This window comes from Anabaena sp. CA = ATCC 33047, assembly GCF_963870205.1.
GTDB lineage: Bacteria > Cyanobacteriota > Cyanobacteriia > Cyanobacteriales > Nostocaceae > Trichormus.
In genome coordinates this window covers 28038-50328 of record NZ_CAWMSA010000003.1, presented here as the reverse complement: position 1 = coordinate 50328, position 22291 = coordinate 28038, and the positions used below count along the sequence as shown (strand labels likewise).

At 41.7% G+C, this 22291-nt stretch carries 22 protein-coding genes, 1 tRNA gene and 1 pseudogene; 16 read left to right on the top strand and 8 right to left on the bottom strand.

Going from position 1 to position 22291, the window contains the following annotated elements:
• Positions 1-204: 204 nt before the first annotated feature.
• The 3 genes from AACS98_RS00655 (at position 205) to AACS98_RS00645 (ending at position 2244) form a co-directional block, all read left to right on the top strand.
• On the top strand, positions 205-717 hold the full coding sequence (locus AACS98_RS00655) for an inorganic diphosphatase (RefSeq protein WP_066375063.1): 513 nt from the start codon (positions 205-207) through the stop codon (positions 715-717).
• Between the two features lie 229 nt (positions 718-946).
• Positions 947-1330, top strand: a complete 384-nt coding sequence (gene panD / locus AACS98_RS00650; RefSeq protein ID WP_066375058.1) for an aspartate 1-decarboxylase — start codon at positions 947-949, stop codon at positions 1328-1330.
• Between the two features lie 11 nt (positions 1331-1341).
• Positions 1342-2244: an MBL fold metallo-hydrolase gene (locus AACS98_RS00645; protein WP_066375057.1), complete on the top strand. Its 903-nt coding sequence runs from the start codon at positions 1342-1344 to the stop codon at positions 2242-2244.
• Between the two features lie 290 nt (positions 2245-2534).
• On the opposite strand, the gene AACS98_RS00640 is transcribed toward AACS98_RS00645, so the two are convergent.
• Positions 2535-4151, bottom strand: a complete 1617-nt coding sequence (locus tag AACS98_RS00640; RefSeq protein WP_066375055.1) for an iron uptake porin — start codon at positions 4149-4151, stop codon at positions 2535-2537.
• Positions 4152-4458: 307 nt separating this feature from the next.
• On the opposite strand from AACS98_RS00640, the gene AACS98_RS00635 reads away from it, so the two are divergent.
• Positions 4459-5475 carry a metal ABC transporter substrate-binding protein gene (locus AACS98_RS00635; protein WP_066375450.1) on the top strand — a complete coding sequence of 339 codons (1017 nt, stop codon included), beginning with the start codon at positions 4459-4461 and terminating at the stop codon, positions 5473-5475.
• Positions 5476-5570: 95 nt separating this feature from the next.
• Positions 5571-6347, top strand: coding sequence for a metal ABC transporter ATP-binding protein (locus AACS98_RS00630; protein ID WP_066375054.1), 777 nt, complete (start codon positions 5571-5573; stop codon positions 6345-6347).
• A gap of 125 nt (positions 6348-6472) precedes the next feature.
• On the opposite strand, the gene AACS98_RS00625 is transcribed toward AACS98_RS00630, so the two are convergent.
• Positions 6473-6835 (bottom strand): ArsR/SmtB family transcription factor, encoded by a 363-nt coding sequence (locus tag AACS98_RS00625; protein ID WP_066375052.1) that lies wholly within the window; start codon positions 6833-6835, stop codon positions 6473-6475.
• Between the two features lie 144 nt (positions 6836-6979).
• Between AACS98_RS00625 and AACS98_RS00620 the strand changes: the two genes are divergently transcribed.
• From AACS98_RS00620 to AACS98_RS00610, 3 genes and pseudogenes are all read left to right on the top strand, one after another.
• Positions 6980-7849, top strand: a complete 870-nt coding sequence (locus tag AACS98_RS00620; RefSeq protein ID WP_157087475.1) for a metal ABC transporter permease — start codon at positions 6980-6982, stop codon at positions 7847-7849.
• 87 nt (positions 7850-7936) lie between these two features.
• Positions 7937-8009, top strand: a tRNA-Phe gene (locus AACS98_RS00615).
• A 230-nt stretch (positions 8010-8239) separates the two neighbouring features.
• A pseudogene (locus AACS98_RS00610) lies at positions 8240-8461 on the top strand (Arm DNA-binding domain-containing protein); the annotation flags it as partial.
• Between the two features lie 169 nt (positions 8462-8630).
• Here AACS98_RS00610 and AACS98_RS00605 read toward each other — a convergent pair.
• Positions 8631-8768, bottom strand: a complete 138-nt coding sequence (locus tag AACS98_RS00605) for a hypothetical protein (protein WP_197480180.1) — start codon at positions 8766-8768, stop codon at positions 8631-8633.
• A 46-nt stretch (positions 8769-8814) separates the two neighbouring features.
• On the opposite strand from AACS98_RS00605, the gene AACS98_RS00600 reads away from it, so the two are divergent.
• The 4 genes from AACS98_RS00600 (at position 8815) to AACS98_RS00585 (ending at position 12772) form a co-directional block, all read left to right on the top strand.
• Positions 8815-9939 (top strand): RNA-guided endonuclease InsQ/TnpB family protein, encoded by a 1125-nt coding sequence (locus tag AACS98_RS00600; protein WP_066375044.1) that lies wholly within the window; start codon positions 8815-8817, stop codon positions 9937-9939.
• 414 nt (positions 9940-10353) lie between these two features.
• A complete protein-coding gene (locus AACS98_RS00595) occupies positions 10354-11373 on the top strand; it encodes an ABC transporter ATP-binding protein (protein WP_066375042.1) in 1020 nt (339 codons plus the stop codon).
• A gap of 106 nt (positions 11374-11479) precedes the next feature.
• A complete protein-coding gene (locus AACS98_RS00590; RefSeq protein ID WP_066375039.1) occupies positions 11480-12367 on the top strand; it encodes an ABC transporter permease in 888 nt (295 codons plus the stop codon).
• Positions 12368-12397: 30 nt separating this feature from the next.
• Positions 12398-12772, top strand: a complete 375-nt coding sequence (locus AACS98_RS00585) for a hypothetical protein (protein ID WP_066375036.1) — start codon at positions 12398-12400, stop codon at positions 12770-12772.
• Between the two features lie 54 nt (positions 12773-12826).
• Here the strand turns inward: AACS98_RS00585 and AACS98_RS00580 are convergent, their stop codons facing one another.
• Entirely contained in the window at positions 12827-13267 is a 441-nt protein-coding gene (locus AACS98_RS00580; RefSeq protein WP_066375034.1) for a peroxiredoxin, read from the bottom strand.
• 161 nt (positions 13268-13428) lie between these two features.
• Between AACS98_RS00580 and AACS98_RS00575 the strand changes: the two genes are divergently transcribed.
• The 3 genes from AACS98_RS00575 (at position 13429) to AACS98_RS00565 (ending at position 15806) form a co-directional block, all read left to right on the top strand.
• Entirely contained in the window at positions 13429-13833 is a 405-nt protein-coding gene (locus tag AACS98_RS00575) for an Npun_F0494 family protein (protein WP_066375026.1), read from the top strand.
• Between the two features lie 243 nt (positions 13834-14076).
• Entirely contained in the window at positions 14077-15552 is a 1476-nt protein-coding gene (gene cobQ, locus AACS98_RS00570) for a cobyric acid synthase CobQ (protein ID WP_066375023.1), read from the top strand.
• Between the two features lie 14 nt (positions 15553-15566).
• Positions 15567-15806 carry a 2Fe-2S iron-sulfur cluster-binding protein gene (locus AACS98_RS00565; RefSeq protein ID WP_066375014.1) on the top strand — a complete coding sequence of 80 codons (240 nt, stop codon included), beginning with the start codon at positions 15567-15569 and terminating at the stop codon, positions 15804-15806.
• Positions 15807-15962: 156 nt separating this feature from the next.
• Here AACS98_RS00565 and AACS98_RS00560 read toward each other — a convergent pair whose 3' ends face one another.
• The 4 genes from AACS98_RS00560 to AACS98_RS00545 form a co-directional block, all read right to left on the bottom strand.
• Complete coding sequence (locus tag AACS98_RS00560; RefSeq protein ID WP_066375012.1) at positions 15963-16406, bottom strand: SRPBCC family protein; 444 nt, start codon at positions 16404-16406, stop codon at positions 15963-15965.
• A 43-nt stretch (positions 16407-16449) separates the two neighbouring features.
• Complete coding sequence (gene zds, locus AACS98_RS00555; protein ID WP_066375010.1) at positions 16450-17889, bottom strand: 9,9'-di-cis-zeta-carotene desaturase; 1440 nt, start codon at positions 17887-17889, stop codon at positions 16450-16452.
• A 302-nt stretch (positions 17890-18191) separates the two neighbouring features.
• Positions 18192-18356 carry a ribbon-helix-helix protein, CopG family gene (locus AACS98_RS00550; protein WP_066375008.1) on the bottom strand — a complete coding sequence of 55 codons (165 nt, stop codon included), beginning with the start codon at positions 18354-18356 and terminating at the stop codon, positions 18192-18194.
• A 1505-nt stretch (positions 18357-19861) separates the two neighbouring features.
• The gene (locus AACS98_RS00545) at positions 19862-21499 is read right to left on the bottom strand and encodes a DUF6930 domain-containing protein (protein WP_066375003.1); all 1638 of its coding nucleotides are present in this window, start codon (positions 21497-21499) and stop codon (positions 19862-19864) included.
• Between the two features lie 323 nt (positions 21500-21822).
• On the opposite strand from AACS98_RS00545, the gene AACS98_RS00540 reads away from it, so the two are divergent.
• Positions 21823-22179 carry a HesB/IscA family protein gene (locus tag AACS98_RS00540; protein ID WP_066374998.1) on the top strand — a complete coding sequence of 119 codons (357 nt, stop codon included), beginning with the start codon at positions 21823-21825 and terminating at the stop codon, positions 22177-22179.
• Positions 22180-22291 lie beyond the last annotated feature (112 nt).

Here is a 22291-nt window from a genome sequence, read left to right as displayed (position 1 = left end):
GCAGGGGGGCAGAGAGAAACGGGGAAAGTTCTTTCCCCCTGCAAAGAACCCCAATTCTTCTTTTCCAATCCCCAATCAAGAGTCAAGAGTCCCCATTCCCGAATTTTGAATGAGAGAATTTTGAATTGATGTGTCCATCTAGGCCATAAAATTCTACACGGGGAGTATGTTCCCCATACACACTTAGATACCCAAAAGATTTTTATGGACTTATCCCGTATTCCAGCCCAGCCAAAACCCGGTGTAATCAACGTTCTGATTGAAATTGCCGGCGGAAGTAAAAATAAATACGAGTTTGACAAAGACTTACAAGCCTTTGCTCTAGACCGGGTACTGTATTCTTCGGTAAAATATCCCTATGATTATGGTTTCATCCCTAACACCCTGGCTGATGATGGTGATCCTCTAGATGGTATGGTTATCATGGATGAGCCAACTTTCCCCGGTTGTATCATTCCTGCAAGACCGATTGGCTTCTTGGAAATGGTTGACGGTGGCGATCGCGATGAAAAAATTCTGTGTGTACCAGACAAAGATCCACGCTACGCTCACGTAAAATCCTTGAAAGACATAGCACCACACCGTTTAGACGAAATTGCTGAGTTTTTCCGTAGTTATAAAAATTTGGAAAAAAAAGTTACTGAAATTCTCGGTTGGCAGGATGCTGACAAGGTAGCTCCTCTAGTCGAAACGTCGATCAAAGCTTATAAAGGATAGTGGGCAATTGGTAATGGGTAAGACTAAAGTAAAAAGTGAACCAGTAAAACACAAAATCCAGATAAATTTTACTGTTGACTTTTACTTTTGACTTTCCCAATTACCAGTATCTCAACTGATCATGAGTTGAGTTGAACAAGCCGAAACAGAACTCACTCCAGTCACATAACAGCAAACACACTTGTGCTGGTTGCGAATTCCACAAATTGCCACATAACCTCAAACCGAAATGCAGCGTACTATCCTTTTAGCAAAAATTCACAATTGCACCCTCACCGGAGCAAACATCAATTATGTAGGTAGTATTAGCATCGATAAAATTTTGTTAGAAAAAGCTGGCATCTTACCATACGAGCAAGTGCAAGTAGTGAATAGTGCTAATGGTGAGCGGTTCATTACTTATGCTATACCAGCACCAGCCCATTCAGGAATTATTGAATTAAATGGGGCTGCTGCCCGTCTAGGCATGATCGGCGATCGCGTGATTATAATGACTTACGGGCAGTTCACACCAGAAGAGTTAAAAAATTACACTCCTACAGTAGTCATTGTGGACGAACACAACCGACTTTTAGAAGTGCGACACTATGACGACCTGCTCACTAAGGTCTAAATTGAAAGAAAATGTCAAATCTTGAGCTGTCAGGTTCCCAGGTCTACCTATCTGAACAGTCTACTAAATCACCAAGTAACTTAGCGGGTGATTTTGTAGTCAAATTTTGGGGTGTCAGGGGTTTGATTCCCACCCCAGGTAGCAACACCGGCCGTTATGGCGGTAACACTGCTTGTGTAGAAATCCACGTAGCTGGTAAAAACTTAATTTTTGATGGTGGTACTGGTTTACGCATCCTGGGGAAAACTTGGCAGCACTTGCAACAGCCAATACAAGCCCATTTATTTTTTACCAATTCCCAGACAAATCGCATTCAGGGGTTTCCCTTTTTTGCACCCGCCTTTATTGCAGAAAATTCGTTTCATATTTACGGTGCGGCTGCTTCCAATGGAGCCTCTATTAAACAATGTCTGTATGACCAAATGCTGCAACCATATTTTCCCTATCCCCTACAGGTAATGCAGTCGGAATTACAGTTTTACTATCTCACTCCCAGTAGTGAAGTTAAGTTAGATGATGTCACAATTACCACAAAATTAATTAATCAGACTCACCGTTCCATTGGCTATCGGGTAAGCTGGCAAAACTATCATGTTGCTTATGTGACAGATTTAAGTAACCGCATAGAGCAAATAGAACGAGAGAATATTTTACAACTTGTTCAAGATGTGGATTTACTCATTGCTAATGCCACTTACACCCCACCAACATCCCATGATCATGACTGTGCGGATACCCTTTGGCAAGTTGCCGTAGAAATAGCTCAGAAGGCAAATGCGAAACAGTTAATTATTTCTCATCATCACCCAGATGACGATGATGATTTTCTCGACAAGGTACAAAAGGAAGTAAATCTAGCTTTCCCCAATACACTATTAGGCTCTGAAGGCTTAGTATTACCTATCGCTAAGTAATTCGCATCACAGCATCCTCACTGCTACCAGAAAACCGTTTCTCCTATATCTCTCCCCAATGACTTTTTGAATTATTCTGAAAGATAGAGGTTAACTTTTGTCAGGGTTATCTTTTTTTAATAAATTTTTTCTAAAAAAGTGTGTACCCTGTTACAATATTGTTAAGAAAAGTTGCCCGTTGCATTTTGGGAACTCGCAACCGGGTTTTAACTCTATTGAGAAGACAACGCGAATTAATTTTTTAAGACCAGCTGTGGGAAGCTGGTCTTTTTTTGTGTTATTTGGGAAAATTAGAAACTAAAGGTAGTTCTCAGCGCACCAATCACCACATTATCATTGTTATCGTTATGGTCTGGTGCTGTCAGCCAGATAACTCCGGGTGTGATAGTGATATTGTCACTGACCTTATATTGATAGAATGCCTCAATATGGTAGGAAGTATCTCTATCTTCTGGGACTGCGGCAACGTTGGAACTTGTGACTTTTGGCTCCATACCGACGATAATACCGCCTAAGTTACCTCTTTTACCCAGGTCGGGGAAGCCTAGAGTAACGGCATAGTTCCAGATGTCAATATCTCCACGTTGTCCTGTTAAGGTGCGGCTTGTTGTATAGCCAGCCCAACCACCTAGTACCAATTTATCACTGAGGCCGATGGATGCTTGAACACCGTAAGAATTGCTGGAATATGCTACATCTGTTAGTCCTTGGGCTGTTGCTAAATCTTGGAAGGTTGCAGCATTACTACCTGTGAGTAGTGGCTGTTTGTAGGAGTTGATATATGTTAATCCTACGGTGAAGCGATCGCTCGGTTTAACTGTCAGCTGTGCCAATGCACCATAAGCACCATCAAATAACCCATTCTTCGGTGTTGGGTCATTAGCTGTAGGAGTCAAATAACCTAAACTTAATGCCAATCTATCACCAAATTGATGGGTAACACCTAATCCTGTCCCACCGATCTGACTATAAATTGGGTTACGTGTACCAAAGGTAGATATAGCACCAAAACCACCATCTCCATCAAACAAGTTGACGGTGCTGGTGAGGTCGTCTGCTGCACCTGCGTTAGCAATTAATTTTACTTCCGTGTTCTGGCTTAAAGGAAATCCGTACCATAAGGCATCTATAGCAGCGTTATTATTGGGTTGAGCACTAGCAAAAAACAGGTTGCCTTCTGGGGTGTTAATGGTAGGAGTAAAGATATTATTCGCTTGGATTCTGGTGAACAGAGTATCTTTACCTGTAAAGCTGGTGACAAATTCTACCCTTGCCCTGTATCCCAGAGTCGTATTATTGTCTGTAATTTCCGCATTGTTAACGCGATCGCCTGACAATACATCACTCACCACGCCGACAACTTGTCCTTGTAGTTTGGTGGTGGTGGAAAATTGATTGGCTTCTAACTCAGAAGTTCTAGCTTCTAGCGCGTCTACTCTTCCTCTAAGTGTCGCCAGTTCTGCGGAAAATTCTTCTTGTAGCTTTTGCAGTCTCGCTAAATCTTCTCTTGTTACCAGATCAGCTGTAGCGGTAGCAATTAATTCATTCACCCGGTCAAGACAAGCGTTCAAACCAGCCGCGAACTCGTATCTTGTTAAGGCACGATTACCACGATATGTCTGATTCGGATAACCTGCTATACAACCATATCTTTCTACCAATGATTGCAATGCTTGGAAAGCCCAGTCTGTGGGCTGGACATCTGATAGTTGCGATACTGATGTCACTTGCGCCAAGTCTTGCTGTTGAGAGTTACTTTCAGACTTAATCTCTGGATTGGCAACGCTGGAGGTTGGATTTATTTCTGTATTAACAGATACTTCTTCGGCAAAAGATTGATTACCAAACAGCAGTATCATACTGCAAAATACTGGGCTAGCCAGCAAATATTTCCATGAAGTTTGCATTTTTCTCCTCACACCTATTTCAAACTTCTTTTAGCTTGGTTATACCTTTACCAAGCTATTGACAGCATCTATTTTTTTACAACTATTTTTCAAATATTACCAGCACTGAGCAAATTTTGTCACAAGAAAAATCAATAATTCATCATTTATTAAAAATATATAACTTAATATTTATTAATATTTTTTGGGGCAAATAGTCCAGTAGTCACCACCTACCAACCTTGTTGGTGGTAACAAACTTTTATGAGAATGAGAATTATTATAATTTACAGTATAATCAGTGTTGGCATTTTTGCGGGGGAAAACTGTGATTCGGAATCATGTCGGACTGAGAAAAGGTAGACTACAAAATGGGCTTCTATCCTTAATGACTTTGCTAATGTTGTCATTGGCAGTTGGCTGTAACCAATCAAATACCAATCAGGGAACAGCTACCGAACAGTCACCAACAGCCCAATCAGCCGCCCAGCCATCAGTACAACAGCCGAAGACTAAAGTAGTAGCGACAATTTTACCCATGTATTTGTTTACCAAAGCGGTGGCTGGGGATGCCGCAGATGTAGAACTTTTAATACCGCCAAATGTGGATGTACATGAGTATCAAGGGACACCAGCAAATGTCCAGGCGATCGCTCAAGCTGATATATTAGTCAAAAATGGGTTAGGATTAGAAGAATTTCTTACAGATATAGTCAAAAATGCCCAAAATAGCAAATTAAAAGAAATTAACGCCAGTGCTGCCATTAAACCGGTAAATGAAATCTCACCAGTTGTCAAAGCTACAAAAAGCGAACACAGCCATGACCATAACCATGCGGAAGGTAATCCCCATGTTTGGCTAGATCCGGTTTTAGCAAAACAGCAAGTCACAAATATTCGTGATGGATTAATTACTGCTGACCCAGCTAATCAAGCTACTTATGAAGCTAATGCGGCGGCTTATATTCAAGAATTAGAAAATCTGAATAACGAATTTCAGCAGACATTACAAAAAACGCCTAACTGTACATTTGTCACCTTTCATGATGCCTATCCATATCTAGCACAAAGGTATAACCTCAAACAAGTAGCTGTAGTAGAAATTCCTGAAGATCAGCTTTCTCCTGCCGATGTGCAGAATACCATCAATGCAGTTAGAAAGTACAATGTTAAAGCCTTGTTTGGCGAACCAGGAATAGACAATAAATTACTCAAGAGTTTATCCCAAGATTTGAAGTTAACTTTGCGATCGCTCAACACTTTGGAATCTGGCGAACAAAACCCACAATATTATTTCGAGGCGATGAGAAGCAACTTACAAAATCTAGCAGCAGCTTGTCAGTAACTATTAGTTCTTAATTATCCATCATCACAACCACGTCGCAGCAATTTGCATCTCAAAACGGCGTAAGCTAAGTTACCAACTAATCACCCAGGAAGATGACATCGCCAATTCTCAAAGTTGAGGGATTAACTGTATATCAAGGTAGTTATTTAGCTATTCGGGATGTTTCTTTTGAAATCATGCCAGGTACGGATACAGCTATAGTAGGGCCTAATGGTGCTGGTAAAAGCACTTTGGTAAAAGCAGTTTTAGATTTAATTCCCCGCAGTAGCGGTAGGATTGAAATTTTTGGTCGTCCCATAGCTAGGCTAGGAAGTTTACGCCATCTTTTAGGTTACATGGCGCAAAATTTGATTTTTGATCGCAGTTTTCCCATTTCTGTGAAGGAGTTGGTAGGGCTAGGATGGGTATCTCAAGACCAAAATCAGCATAATTATTTCTTTTTATCTAGACTAGGTACCCAAAACCGAGAGAAATCAATAGCAGTTACGGAAGCTTTAAGGCGAACTGATACTTACCATTTGCAAAATCAAGCTATTGGGACTCTCAGTGGTGGACAACTGAAGCGGGTGTTGCTAGCTTATTGTTTGGTGATGCCGAGAAAACTCTTGATATTAGATGAAGCCTTTGCTGGCGTTGATATGCAAGGTGCAGCAGATTTTTATGCTTTACTGCATGAATTAAAGCAACAAGAGGGTTGGACTGTATTACAAGTTTCCCATGATATTGATATGGTCAGTCGGCACTGCGATCGCGTCCTGTGCTTAAACCAAACCGTTGTTTGTACTGGGCAGCCAGAAGTTGCGCTTTCCCCACAAAACCTGTTAGCAACTTATGGGCCTGGATTTAGCCGTTACCAGCATCATCACTAAAGATTCTTCCCAGACTCTTGTAGGATGCGTCAGAGTAGATTATTTGCTAACTCTCGACAGATTTGTGACATCTGACGCACCCTACTAATGTACCAGTAGCGTCAGTCCTGATTCTGCAAACTTGATTATTCATCTTTTTCATCTAAGTGTTCAGCTACCGCCTGATAAAGATGAAAAATATGATTATCGTGCAGACGATAAAACACATTTCGTCCTTGTTTGCGGTAACTCACTAAACGCATAGCCCGTAAGTTGCGTAGCTGATGCGAAACAGCAGATTCACTCATTTCTAGTAATGCGGCTAAATCGCCTACACACAGTTCTTTTTTCGCTAAAAAAGACAGAATTCTCAGGCGATTTGCATCTCCCAAAAAGCTAAAAAAATCTGCCATGCGCTGGGCTTTGTCAGTAGTGAGAACCTCATCTGCTAATTTTTGCTCAATACTACTATCGATATCTATACTCCACCTGACTTTCGATTGAATCATTATGGTTAATTGAACTCAAATCATTTATATGAAAAAATGTGAAGAATAATTTGATTTTTTGTTGAGAAATTTGTGCTTAATCCTATAAACATAAATAATTATATACTCTATATTGACTATTAAAAATTGTAAAAATATAACTTGATGTATCGAATTTATGATTACCAGATGAATTGGTTAGCTGTAACCAGTGGGTCTGACTTGATGAGTTTGTTACAGTTTCCCTTTATGCAGCGTGCGATCGCCGGTGCGGTGTTGATGGGTGTGCTGGGGGGTTTGCTAGGCGGTTTTGTGATTTTACGACAGTTATCATTTTTCAGTCATGCTGTTAGCCATGCAGCCTTGGTAGGTGTAGCCTTGGGAGTGCTGCTACAGTTAAATCCAACTTGGATGCTGTTGCCCTTTACGTTGGTTTTTGGTGTGATAGTCCTGTACGTAATTGATAAAACCGATTTAGCCAGCGATAGCGTACTCAGTATCATTCTCTCAGGAGCATTAGCGATCGGTGTGATTCTCACCACTCTTATTCAAGGGTATCGCGGTAACTTAATGAGTGTGTTGTTTGGCGATATTCTGGCTATAGATACCACAGACTTGATTTTGACGCTGCTTGTGCTGGTAGCCAGTAGTATCTTCTTACTATCAACCCTCAGACAGCAAATTTTGTTAACCCTCAACCTAGATGTAGCAAAAGTCCAAGGTATTCCCGTCCAACTTTACCGCTATGGGTTTGTAGTCTTGCTGTCATTAGCTGTAGCTGTAGCGATTAAAGCTGTGGGGGTTTTGCTAGTCAACGCCTTTTTAGTCATACCTGCTTCCACAGCCAAATTAATGAGTCACCACTTTAGCCGCTTTCTCTGGATATCAATGATAGTCGGTTCGAGTAGCAGCATTGCGGGTATAGTCGTATCCGGTGCTTTTAACCTCGCATCAGGCCCTAGTATAGTGCTTGTCCAGTTTCTTTTATTCGTGGCTGTTTTCACCTGGGTTAAGTGGCGTTGGAAATCAGCATAATTTTTTTCCGCAACCCCTTGTCAAATCATTTTTAGTTCGCTAAGATTAGTAATCGTGGCAAGCAAATAACGCAAACAAAAAGCCCTCGCCGGGATAGCTCAGTTGGTAGAGCAGAGGACTGAAAATCCTCGTGTCACCGGTTCAAGTCCGGTTCCTGGCACTCCTCAAAACCCCTTGAAAATAAAGGTTTCAAGGGGTTTTTGATTTATAGTTAGTGGGGTTGGAAACCAAAATTGGGTGTAAATTGGGTGTAAATTGGGTGTAAAAGACTGAGATTTAGAGAACAGATGTAGTGTTTAGGCTGGCTGGAAAGCAAAATTGGGTGTAAATTGGGTGTAAATTTGGGTGTAAAAGAGTTAGAGTAGAAGCATAATTACACCTTTTAAAGCGATGTTCTCTCAGACTTCTACAGATCGGGCATCTAGGGGTTCTGTCTCCATCATTAACTCTCATGAGCGGTTGCAGTTAAGGTTCAGATATGAGGGGAAGCGTTATTACATATCTACGGGTTTAACTGATACACCAAGTAACCGAAAATTAGCTGAAACTAAGGCATCTGAGATTGAGCAAGATATACTCTGCAAGGAATTGGACTTAACTCTACAGAAGTACCAACCTCATTCTGTTCTGAGTACGATTACATCCATTACACCCATCAAGAAGCTCAAACCGGATTTAGACGAACTTTGGGAGAAGTATAGCGAGTTCAAAAAACCTCAAGTTAGTCCTAGTACCTTCGCTAAAGATTTTACCAAGAAACTGGGTCTAAAGCCTCGTCCTTCTAGGACGGCTTTTCTTCCTGAAGTCTATCAATCCAGTCTTCAATTAACTGAGTCATTGTTTTGCGTTTTTGCTTGGCAACCCTTCTGAGTTTTTCAAGCCTTTCTGGATTAACTCGAATACTTAATCTTTCTTTCATTGAATATATCTACCCAATGGCTATCCAGTTGTGCTATAAGGATAGCATGAAAACACTAAAGTTTAAGCTGTACGAACACAAAAGGAATAGATACCTCAAACGGATGATTAACACCGCAGGGGTAATCTACAACCATTGCATCGCTCTACATAAACGGTACTACCGGATGTGGGGTAAACACTTAAACTGTGCAAAATTTCAGTCACATATTGCCAAATTAAGAAAACATAATTCTTTTTGGCAATCAGTAGGTTCTCAAGCAGTACAAGATATTTGCCAGAGAATTGAAAAAGCATACCAATTATTCTTTAAACACAACAAAAAAGGAGTTAGACCACCGGGATTTAAAAAGGTCAAAAAGTACAAATCATTCACCCTTAAACAGGCTGGTTATAAATTTCTGGGTGGGAATAGAGTAAAAATTGGAAACCGGATATATCAATTTTGGAAGTCTAGAGAAATAGAAGGGAAAATTAAAACACTGACCATTAAACGGACTGCATTAGGTGAAATGTTTATGGTTATTGTAGTCGATAATGAGCCAGAACCAGAAATCAAATCAATGACTGGTAAAATAGCGGGGTTTGATTTTGGACTTAAAACTTTCCTAAACTGCTCTGACGGAACTAAGATTGATTCACCGGAATTTTTAAAACAATCTCTAAACACCATCAAGAAAGCCAGCAAAAATCACTCCAAAAAGATGAAAGGTTCAAACAACAGAGAAAGAGCTAGAAAGAATTTAGTTCGTAGACACGAAGATGTTTGTAACCGCAGACGTGATTGGTTTTGGAAGTTAGCTCACATCTTAACTAATAAGTTTGATATTTTGTGTTTTGAAACCCTGAACCTCAAGGGAATGCAACGACTTTGGGGTAGAAAAATATCAGACTTGGCTTTTGGGGAATTTCTGAAAATACTAGAATGGGTTGCCAAGAAGAAAAATAAACAAGTAGTTTATATAGACCAGTGGTATCCATCAAGTAAAACTTGTTCTTGTTGTGGCTATGTTCTAGAAAATCTAGATTTATCTGTTAGACAGTGGCGTTGTCCATCATGTAATTCCGTGAATGGACGTGATGAAAATGCTGCTAAAAATATTCAAATGGTTGGGGCATCAACCATTGGGTTAGGTGATGTGAGACTGGCTATGCCAGCAATCGCTGTTTGACCCCAGAATCCCCACCCTTTTAGGGTGGGGAGTATGTCAACAGTCCAAAAGGAAAATTTCTCGACCAACACAACTTTTCTAATCGTGCATGGAAGACAATCTTAGCTAAATGTGGGATTTCCTATCGTAAGAGCTACCAGACACGACATACTTTTATCAGTTTGTGCGTAGAGTCACATATTAACAGCACAGCAATCGGGCGATGGACTGGAACATCCACAAAGATGATAGACAAGCACTATGCTGCTACTAACTTTACAAATTTGAGACCACCTGAACTTTCCTGAAGTACCCCGACCTGTTTAGCTAAACTCGCTAACCTCAAGCAGCAGTATCAAGGCGATCGCTTTCACTTCGCACCACTCCACTAGAATAGATATATATTGCGAATTGTATAGTTAGGGATTAGCTGTGATGGCTCCCGCCGTTTTAATTCAAAATCTACAAAAACGCTACGGCACTGTTGAAGCTGTCAAAGACGTATCCTTTCAAGTAGAGTCAGGAGAAATCTTTGGTTTACTAGGCCCTAACGGTGCTGGTAAAACAACCACTCTGCGTGCTTTGTGTACCCTCACAACTCCAGATGCAGGTAAAATCGAAGTATCTGGGATTTCTGTATTGGATAACCCCAGAGTAGCCAGACAACGGCTAGGCTATGTAGCTCAAGAAGTCGCCTTAGATAAAGTGCTGACTGGAAGAGAACTGCTGCAATTGCAAGCCGCCCTTTATCATCTCCCAGGCGCAGTAGCCAAACAGCGAATTGAGACAGTTTTAGACTTACTCGGTTTACAAGAATACGCCGATAAAAAAACCGGAACTTACTCAGGCGGTTTACGCAAGCGTCTAGACTTGGCGGCTGGGTTACTTCATGCACCGGATGTTTTGGTGCTAGATGAGCCGACTGTGGGACTTGACATAGAAAGCCGTTTTGTGGTATGGGAATTCCTGCGGAAGTTGCGGGCGGCTGGGACAACAGTAGTGATTACCAGTCATTATCTCGAAGAGATTGACGCATTAGCCGATCGCGTCGCCATTATTGACCGTGGTGTTGTCATCGCCAATGGTACACCCTCACAGTTAAAAGACAAAGTAGGGGGCGATCGCATCACCTTACGTATCCGCGAATTTTCCCCCACCCAAGAAGCAGAAACAGCCAAAGCCCTGCTGCAAACCTTGCCATTTGTGCAAGAAATCATCATCAACACGGCTCAAGGTAATTCCCTCAACTTGGTAGTCCAACCGCAAAATGATGCCTTGATTACCATTCAGCAATCGCTCAATGATGCAGGTTTACCCATTTTTGGCATTGCTCAATCCCGTCCCAGCCTAGATGATGTTTATCTGGCAGCTACAGGACGCACCCTTTTAGATGCAGAACTAGCAGCAGTCGCCAACCGTGATCCTAAAGCTGAGAAAAAGCAGAATATGAGATAGGGATTGGGGACTGGGGACTGGGGACTGGGTGATCAATACCCTATTCCCTATTCTCTATTCCCAATGCCCAATGCCCTATTCCCAATGCCCTATTCCCAAAATCATTATGAGTGTAACCCCTAAATCTGATATCAATTGGCAACAAATTACAGCACCTCAAGACTACTCACCTGCTGCACCTAACTTTTTGGGTGAAATAGTCCAAGAAACCCTGGCTTTAACTCGTCGTTTATTTATTCAATTACAACGCCGCCCCTCTACTTTGTTGGCTGGAATTGTTCAGCCTGTAATGTGGTTGGTGTTGTTTGGTGCGTTGTTCCAAAATGCACCTAAAGGTTTATTTGGCAGTACGACAAATTACGGACAGTTTTTAGCGGCTGGTGTCATCGTATTTACCGCCTTTGCTGGGGCTTTAAATGCTGGCTTACCTGTGATGTTTGACCGGGAATTCGGCTTTTTGAATCGCTTGTTAGTCGCTCCTTTAGCTTCCCGGTTTTCCATTGTCTTCGCTTCGGCAATCTTTATTGTCAGCCAAAGCTTACTGCAAGCAGCCGTAATAGTTGGTGCAGCAGCATTTCTCGGCGCAGGACTACCCGATGTAGCCGGATTGGGTGCGATCGCACTCATCGTATTTCTGTTAGCCTTGGGTGTAACAGCAATTTCTTTGGGTTTGGCTTTTGCCCTACCTGGACACATTGAATTAATTGCTGTAATTTTCGTCACTAACCTGCCCTTACTGTTTGCCAGCACAGCCTTAGCACCTTTATCTTTCATGCCCAAGTGGTTGCAAGTTGTCGCTACCCTCAACCCTCTGAGTTACGCCATTGAACCAATTCGCTATCTCTACACTCACAGTGAGTGGAGTTTAGGAAACGTAGTCATGCAAGCTCCTTGGGGTGATATTACCTTTGGTGGCGCATTATTAATCTTGTTCGGCTTTGCTGTAGTAGCTTTGTTGAGCATTCAGCCCCAACTTCGCCGAACTCTTGCATAAGATAAAAGCAGGATGGTGTGAAAGGAATCTATGCAAAAATCAATTTCAACAGTTACTAAACTTTTCTTAGCCAGCATCGCTGGTATTACCTTTGCTTCCCAGCCTAGCTTTGCTCAACTAGGCACTGTCGATGCTGGTGGCAATAATTCAGAGCAACAAAATAATCTCGACTTTAGCTCTGGCAATTTCAATATGTTTAACCTGATACATCAAGCCACCTTCGGCACTAGCTCATGGAATGCTAGTCAGCAAGGTGAACAACTTGATGAAGCAGCAAAAGCATTCCGAGAGAGGCAAAATCAAGCCATTGGCAATAATCAGCAGCAGGGACAGACACCCGCTATTTTGCCCATCATTATCAAGCCCAGCGTTACCCAACCAGTCGTTACACCCCCAGCCCAGTGATGAGTAATGAGTGCTGAGTCAGAAGTAAAAATACTACTCAGCACTCACCACTAATTAATTCAATCCCAAAGCAGCTAACACATCGCTAGCATGGGTGGATGTATTGACACTGGCATCAACATGAATGATTTTGCCATCAGGCCCGATAACGTAGGTGACACGCTTGGCATAGCCACCACCATCAACATCATAAGCTTTGATGAGAGTTTGGTTGGTGTCAGCCAATAGGGGGAAATTCAGATTATATTTTTGAGTGAATGCCTGATGAGAAGCTTCATCATCAGCACTGACTCCAAACACAACTACATCTTTATTTTGATAATCTGCTTTGGCATCCCGGAAGCTACAAGCTTGCTTAGTGCAACCAGGGGTGTCATCTTTCGGGTAGAAATATAAAACAACAGTCTTTCCAGCAAAATCAGATAACGAGACGGTGTTACCGTTGGTATCTTTGACGGTAAATGCAGGTGCATCTGTACCAACCGCTAGAGGCATAATGAACCTTTCCTGTTTTAAATGTTTGATGACTCTGAAATTTTACAATAATTTACAATAATTAAATAACTTTATGAAACAACTAGAGGCGGGAGAGGAAGCAGAGGAAACAGAGGAAGAAATTCTTTCCCAGTCCCTTCCAGTCCCCAATACCCAAAACTATGTCTATTGTTGACTCTCAAAATTCCAAAATCCTCACCTATCCACCCAGCAGCGTAGCTAGAGCCGAGCGATCGCTGATTTGTTCTCCGTTCAAGCTAGAATTATTTGAAACCATGCGTCGCCAGAGTGTACCTTTAGGTGCGATCGCCTCCGAAAATGGTGTAAAAAATAGTTACAGTAAAAAACCACTCTCAGAATTGGCTTGCGATAACGCCTTGGGTTGGTTAATCGAAGTCGGTATATTAAGGCGCGAAGTTGACGGACAGGGTATTACAGATAGTTTTCGCCTCACACCTTTAGGACATCAAATCGTAGAAAAATACCAAAGTCAAAACTTGCCTAATCCCTCATGGCGCGATCGCCTATATAATGCCATCACTCGCTGGTTGCGATCGCCATTTTAGAACTAACCACAAAAGAGTTAGGTTGAAGTATTTTCAGGGAAAGAAATCTTCAGAGAAACATCAACTTATGAATAAATTCTCTACCATATTCATCTAACTGCATGGGTGAGATTGTGCAACTGGGTTGCGTAGTTGATTCAATTTGAGGCAGAATTTCCGCCTTCGGATTAAGATAGTAGCTGCCCAACTTCTATATTATCCCCCAAATATCTCACCCAATCTTCTGAATAACTCAAAGTAGCTATGAAATCAATTATGGTAGTGGGGACAACCTCCCACGCAGGGAAATCACTGATAACTACAGCTATTTGTCGCATTTTGTCGCGGCGTGGTTGGCGAGTGGCTCCCTTTAAAGGACAAAATATGGCTTTAAATGCCTATGTTACAGGCAGTGGGGGAGAAATAGGCTACGCGCAAGCAGTCCAAGCTTGGGCGGCAGGGGTGATACCTTGGGTAGAAATGAATCCAATTTTGCTCAAACCCCAAGGTGATATGACATCCCAGGTAATCATCAAAGGGAAATATGTAGGTAAAGTGAATGCGGCTGACTACTATGAGCAATATTTTCAACTAGGTTGGCGAACCATTGAAGAATCACTACAGCATTTAAGCACAGAATTTGATTTAGTAGTTTGTGAAGGTGCGGGTAGCCCAGCAGAAATTAACCTCAAGCACCGAGACTTAACTAATATGCGGGTAGCAAAATATTTGAATGCCCCCACCATATTAGTAGTTGATATTGACCGTGGTGGTGCTTTTGCCCATGTAGTCGGTACCTTGGAATTATTAGATCCAGAAGAACGCCAATTAATTAAAGGTATAGTAATTAACAAATTCCGAGGACAGCGATCGCTCTTAGAACCGGGGATTAAATGGTTAGAAGAACGGATAAAAATACCTGTAATTGGTGTTATACCTTACCTGCAAGAAATTTTTCCCGCAGAAGATTCTCTAGATTTGTGGGAACGTAAAACATCGAAAACCCAGGGCGATGTTAACATCACTGTGATCCGCTTACCCAGAATTTCTAACTTTACCGACTTTGACCCCCTAGAAGCAGAACCAACAGTTGCCGTAAAATACGTTAGTCTCAAGCAAGATTTAGGACACCCAGATGCAGTCATTATTCCTGGGACAAAAACCACAATTGCAGATTTAATACTGCTGCAAAAAAGCGGCATGGCAGAAGCCATACAAAACTATGCAGCTTCTGGGGGTACAGTTTTGGGAATTTGTGGCGGCTACCAAATACTAGGACAAATGATTGCTGATCCTGAAGGATTAGAAGGGCAAGCTGGTAGATTTACGGGTTTGAATCTCTTACCAATTAAAACAATCATTACAGGACAGAAAACTGCCCGTCAGCGTCAAGTTAGCTCAAATTTTCCGCAAATGGGCTTACCAGTTACCGGGTTTGAAATTCATCAGGGGCGATCGCGTGTTGAGTTACAAGCAGATAATCAAGCCTATCAACCTTTATTTGATGATGCTAACCTAGGCTTAGTGGATAGCTGTCAATCAGTTTGGGGTACATATCTCCACGGACTCTTTGATAATGGCCCTTGGCGACGTGCTTGGCTAAATCGGCTGCGTCAACAACGAGGCTTAAAATCATTACCCACAGGCGTGGCTAACTACCGAGAACAACGCGAACAAATGCTAGACAATCTCGCCACTGAAATTGAAAACCACCTAGACTTAAATCCCTTGTTATCCTAATTGGACTGTATTTCATGAATGTTCGTGTCCGCTTTTTACCAGATGATGTCACCGTTGATGCAGAAGTAGGAGAACCCCTATTAGATGTAGCTGAACGGGCTGGAGTTTTCATTCCTACTGGTTGCCTCATGGGAACTTGTCATGCTTGTACAGTAGAACTAGATGATGGAGATACCATCCAGGCTTGCATTACATCTGTACCACCCCAAAACCCAGAATTAACCATCAATTTATTCAGTGATCCTACTTGGTAATTTTTCTCAACTCGCAGCAAACCCTCAGCGTACCTCTGCGCTTACCTCCGCGCTCCTCTGCGTTTAAATTTCCACTGAGAAAATTGTGGTAATTAGTGAGAGGGTTGGGTCTGATACTTTAACCCAACCCTCAAAATTATCCTGATTCCGAGTCAACTAATTCGCTGTTTGCTTGAGAGCATATTCCCGAAATCTCTCTAAATCTTCCTGAATTGTCGATTCCACGGCTCGCCCCAAAAACAGGTTATCCATAATTTTGCCAAGAATACCGGGAATAGCATAAGAAACGGTCATCTTGACAATACTGCTACCGTGGCGATCATAAAAGCGGATAGCTCCCTGATTAGGCAACCCATCCACTGATTCCCATTGAATGATTTGATGGGGAACTACCTTGAGAATGCGAGATTTCCAGGTAAATTCTAAACCACCAGTATTCAGTTTCCAAAGGGAAATGTCGGGATTTTCTGGTGGCACCTTGACTGAATCAATCCACTTCATCCATTTGGGCATTTGTTCCAAGTCAGCCCATAGACTCCAAACTAAATCTATGGGTGCTTCTACTTCTATCTGTACGCTATGTTCTAGCCAGTTAGCCATTACTTTTTGGTGTTGAGATTTGGTTGGGTTAGTAGCTCTAACTCTATTGTTTAATATTTTCCAGAATGGCTTTTGCTGCCCGTCGTCCTGAAATTGTCGCTCCTTCCATGCTGTCGATGTAGTCTTGTTGAGTGTAACTACCTGCGAGGAAGAAGTTAGGTACTGGGGTTTTTTGGTTAGGACGATACAAATCCATTCCTGGTGCTTCTCGGTAGAGAGACTGAGCTAGTTTCACCACGCTATACCAAGTCATGTTTAATTCCCGTGATGAGGGGAATAATTCATGCACTTGTTTAAGGACGTGTTGGGCGATCGCTTCGTTACTTTCTTTAATAAATGGATCTCCCGGTGTCAGCACTAACTGTAACAATGACCCTTGTCCCGGCCGATAATAATCACTGGGGCTAGTTAAAGCCAAATCAGCAAAACAAGAAAAGTCAGCATCAGCAGTATAAAGCAAGTTATCTATGCCCACCGCATGATCCAGTTGTTGACGCTGCTGGGCATCTTGCAGTTCTGTCACCCAACCATCAAATCTTAACTGTACAGTAGCAACTGGTACTGCATCTAATTTATATATATTGTCGAATTCTGACCACTTACGCCATTCCTGTGGCAAAATCCGTTGAATTCCTGGCACATCGCAAGCGCAAACGTAAGCATCAGCTGTAATTAATTCTGTAGTCTCCCCTTGGGCAACTACTATGCCAGTTACGTGAGTTTTTCCCTCTACTTCCGTAAACTGAATTTCCCGGACTTGGCGACGAGTATAAACTTTTGTGCCTCTAGCTTCTAAATATTTCAGGATGGGTTTGTGTAGATATTCGTCGGGGGAACCTTCCAACATTCGCAGTACAGACGCTTCGCTTCTGACTGCGAAGAATTGGAAGATGGTTAACATACAACGGGCAGAAATGTTTTCACAGTCAATAAATCCCAAAGCGTAAGCGATAGGATTCCACATTCTTTTGATACTGCCCTGACTGCCGCCGTGGCTGCGGAACCAATCCGCAAAACTTATTTTATCTAAGTCGCGGATGGTTTTCATCGCTCCTTCAAAGTCTACTAACCCCCGAACAATGGGGCTAGTACCGAGAGCGATCGCATTTTGGACTTTATCTTGTAAAGAGAGTTGAGAAGTCGTAAAAAATGCTTTCAACCCATTAAAAGGCGCGCCCGTAAAAAAGCGAAAATCTAAAGCACCAGTACGCCCGCCTTTGTTGATAAAAGTGTGGGTATGTTCTTTGAGGCGTAAATGGGAAAACGCTCCCACTTTTTGCATTAGCTCAAACAGTTGGTAGTAGCACCCAAAAAATACGTGCAATCCCATTTCTAGATGATTGCCATCGCTATCAACCCAACTGCCAACTTTACCCCCAACAAACGGACGGGACTCAAAAATCTGGACTTCACAGCCAGCATCAGCTAAATCCATTGCGGTTGCTAGCCCAGCCAATCCCGCACCTACAATTGCAACGCGCATTCCGTTCTTCCTTATCAGTTTCTTTACAAATTGTAACTGGGTTGGTGTCGGAATTTGCTACTGATATCTCGTAACCCTGTATTTACAGGGACGGCAAAGTTATGCGCCTGATGCTCAATCTACTTGTCTTACTGCTACACAAAGCTTGGCTAAACTTATTTGAGTCTCACCATTCCTCTAGAAATGAATCACTTCTAGAGACAATCTTGTTAGTCAAAGCAGACTAAAAAGCATGAGTAAGTCTTTATTCACAAGTCAAAAGTTGTGCAGCCATGACATCAAAACACCTCCTATCTACATACCTATTTGTTTTCATCTGATATCGGTAAGCTTCTAATCAGTTCGCGAATCACATCAGTTGCTGGTCTACCTGTCTGTTGACAATATTTTTCCAGCTTTTCTGCTTCTTGTGCTGCTAAATTAACGGTGATGCGTTTAACGGCCCATTTTTTATTAGTCATTATCATGCTATTTGCTGTGTATTGACATCATCAAAAAACAACTAACTTGAAGATGAAGACGATAAGATTAACAGAATTTGCCGCAAGAAACAAGTGATACCGTTCATACGTAAAATCTTTCTTTTGTGAAGTTTTGCCGGTTTTTTCAAGGAAATAGAATAACTCTCTACGAATGTCACGAGTTTAATCGTACAGACTCCCTATTTAACGGGATGACTTTTGTCGTATGATTTTTAAGTCTGACTATATAAACTTAAGCAATGAATTTTAGCTAATTAGTTTGCATATCATCTATCTCTCCCAAGTTTTTGCTGTTCCCAAGCTGGTGGATTGTGATTCTCTCAAATCATATAGAGACACTGGAATAGAAACATATTCTAGAAGTCATTCCTTAAAAGTAAATCCCAACAGAGCGATTACTCAGTTGGCTGGTAGTGTCTAATCTGCATATCCCCCTCATCGATGACTGCTTCTGAGTAAATACTGTTTGCTGCTTCTTGGGCGATTTTTTATCAGTTTAGACAACTGATTATAGCTCTGCATCCAGGTACTATTTAAAACTGACAAACTCATTGGAACACAATGTTTTGCACTTAGATAGCCATGATGAGTTTTTTTAGCTTTTGTTCCTGTTGTTTTGGCAAATTTCTGCGGATTTTTGAGGAATTCGCGTTGATTAAATTGCATCAGTATGAAGATAGCCAAAAAAAGACTAAAAATCTCTTCGTCTTTGCTGGCTATTCCCTGGTAGATGCTCAACCATAATTGTCAGTTACTTGTGCAACTAAAGTTAAATGGTTGACTTTATTTATTTATCTATAACTAGCTGCCGAATATCGCCATTCACTTTCATCATTAAATTCAGAAATTAGAAAAATCCAGTATCATGGTTTTAGGTGGTTGTTATATAGCTATTATAGCCATAATTTTTGGGCTTGAGAAAATATTTATGAACAGAGAAAATTGTAATTTGTGGGAATTTGCTCCGTAAATATCCAGATAAAAAGAGTTATTTTTATCTAAATTTCACAAATTCTTAGTTTAATCATCTCAGTTTCCGGTTAAATACTGAATATAAATTTATGAGTAGTTTAAAATTAGCTACTGACTGAGATATTTCTGAAGCAGTTCAGTTACTATCTAGCTACTGAAGTTACCCAAATAATTGGCAAAAATAACTAGAAAATGGGTAAGTTTATGAAAATTTTATGAAGTCATTAGATGATTAAATGGCCTATGTATTGAGGAAATAGTGTTGATTTTTGGGGAAAAATAATCAATCCTCCCACATCTATCACTCAGGGTGACAGATATTAGTCATATAACTAAGGCTAAAGCTGCTTGTGGGACTGAAATCAACTTGTAGGCCGCGTCAAACTTACGTGATATATACCACGTAAGTAGTTTTTCAGAGCATACAGTAACTATAAGGACAGTGATAGCGGCTAAGAGTCAGTTAGCCGCTATCACAGATGAGGTAATTAAATTTAGCGATCGCTTTCCCCCGCATCCTATTCCGTTTCAAATTGAGGCATGAGTTGGAAAGTACCAATACCTAAATCTTTGGGGGAGAGCGATCGCGTCTCAAATAAAGCCATCATATCTCGCAATTGGGGATTGCCACGAGCCGCACCTGTCAAACCTTTGGCAATAATTAAACCACAATAACCCTTGGTATTCTTACAACGTTGATTCCATTTTTTTCTGGCTCCTATATGCACAGGATCATCGTCTAAGAATTCGCCAAACAAGAACAATTCACCATTGTGAGTTTGTAATAAACCTAAGTCGTAGCGATCGCCATCAAAAGGATCTGTCCCTGGATTAAAGCAAATCGCTTTTAACCCCCCAGCCGCTTCCAGATTTTCGATCACAGTCTTAGCCTTGGGGCGGGAAGTTTGGATTAATACCACTGGCAAGCCATCCCCCACTTGTTCAATGTCACCGACTGGATGATAATTCACACTTTCACGCAAATACTCCAGCATTTCCCAAGAAATCACGCCCAAGCTGAGAAAAGAGTCTTCTGGGATTAAGTCATCTCGCAAAGAATGAAACAGGGTTGAGCCTACACCATCAAGTTCTGACTCTGCCCCTTCCACCTCTGCCATCTCCTCTAATTCTGCTGCGAGTTCTGGCATGGTGGAGATAGTCACAGCCACCGATTTTGTAGATTCCTTGGGTTTAGGTAGAGAAATACGATAGCGATGACTGAGGCTAGGAAATTCGTCACTATACAGTTGACTACCGTGATCACGAATAAAGCGACAAATACTTTCTAAAGCCAGGAACATCACCTGGGCTTCTTCTTCATAGAGAACAGCACGTAGACCTTCTAAGGGGTGAATATTACCGAAATTTGGCGTAACTTCCGAGACATCCACATCAGCTAAATCATCAAATTCATCCTCATCATCAAAATCATCCTCACGTTCAAAAGTGAGAAACAAACAATCTTGCTTGAGAAAAGCTTCTTCTAAATGCGCTGGCGATTCGCCATCCTGTAAAACTGCCGACCGAAATCGTTTGAGGGAATCTTCGGAGCGATATAACAAAATGCCATACTCCATCCCCAGCATACCCATTATGGAGGCGTAGAGTGTGCCTACATCCCACTTATTAATTTCTATTGACAAAATTTGCTGTTCTTGTATGAATTCCCAAGGAGCAGTTTGCCAAATAGCTAATGCTTTATCTTCTAAAGCCTGGGCGTACTGTGGCGGTAAATCAGGGGTTTGACTGTCGATAATTTCGGCAAAAGAGCGAAATAATTCATCAATCAACGGTAATTCGGGAACATAGTCAATGGCGATATCTAAATCTTGCAGGACACCACGCAAGTAAAACTGGATTTCCCGATCCCTGACCACAATTCTTTGGGGTCGTGCTGGTTTAGCTGGACTGTGGGGGTTTTCCATTGCTCGCATCAGTGTGCGAACAATTGCTTCAGGGCCAGCGTCAGGAGATATTACGTCCATTCCCCGGACAATACCTTGTGAGCCATCTACCCAAAGAATACATTCGCCCTTGGCCTCTGAGTTGGTAGTTTCGGCAGCTGATAACAACGGACGGCGATCGCCCTCCCATATAGAAGGAATTTGGGTTAATTTCTTCAGCCGACGACTGGTAGAGCGATTCAAACTTGTCATAGAGTAAAATTAATCAAAAGAAGCAATTTAGGAGTAACCTGGTGGGAACGGCTAGCCAAGAAGCAAATTTTCCTAGCTTGACCTGAAATTGGTTGCGACTCAGGTTGCCACAGGGATGGATCTTTAAAAATACCGAATCTATAAACATACCGAGTCTCTCAATTCTAGAATAAAAATCTTTCAGTGCTTTGGCGCGAGTGTTGACAATTTCGCAATTAGCAACATCATTCTCGCTAGAATAAGTACAAAAACGCCAAACCAACCCACGGCAATCACCAGCCCCAAACAGGGTATCTTAGACTACTTAAGGAGTTGAAAACAAAATGACACAAGCAACCCAACCTCAACAACGCGGTATACAGTTGAGTGAAGCAGCTCTACGCCAAGTCAAGACTCTCCAACAGAAGCAAGGCTCAGACTTATGCTTACGGGTAGGAGTGCGCCAAGGTGGCTGCTCTGGGATGTCTTATATGATGGACTTTGAACAAGAAAGTAAAATCACTTCCCAGGATGAAGTTTTTGATTACGATGGCTTCAAAATTGTCTGCGATAAAAAGAGCCTACTATATCTTTATGGCTTAATGCTCGACTATAGCGATGCCATGATTGGCGGGGGTTTCCAATTCACTAACCCTAATGCTAACCAAACCTGTGGTTGTGGTAAGTCCTTTGGTGTATAGTCAACTGTCCACAGTTAAGAGTTTGCAGTCAATTTTGGCGGAATTTTTGACTGTAGACTCTTGACTTATGCCTAGTATTGACTATTGACTATTGACTATTGACTATTGATGA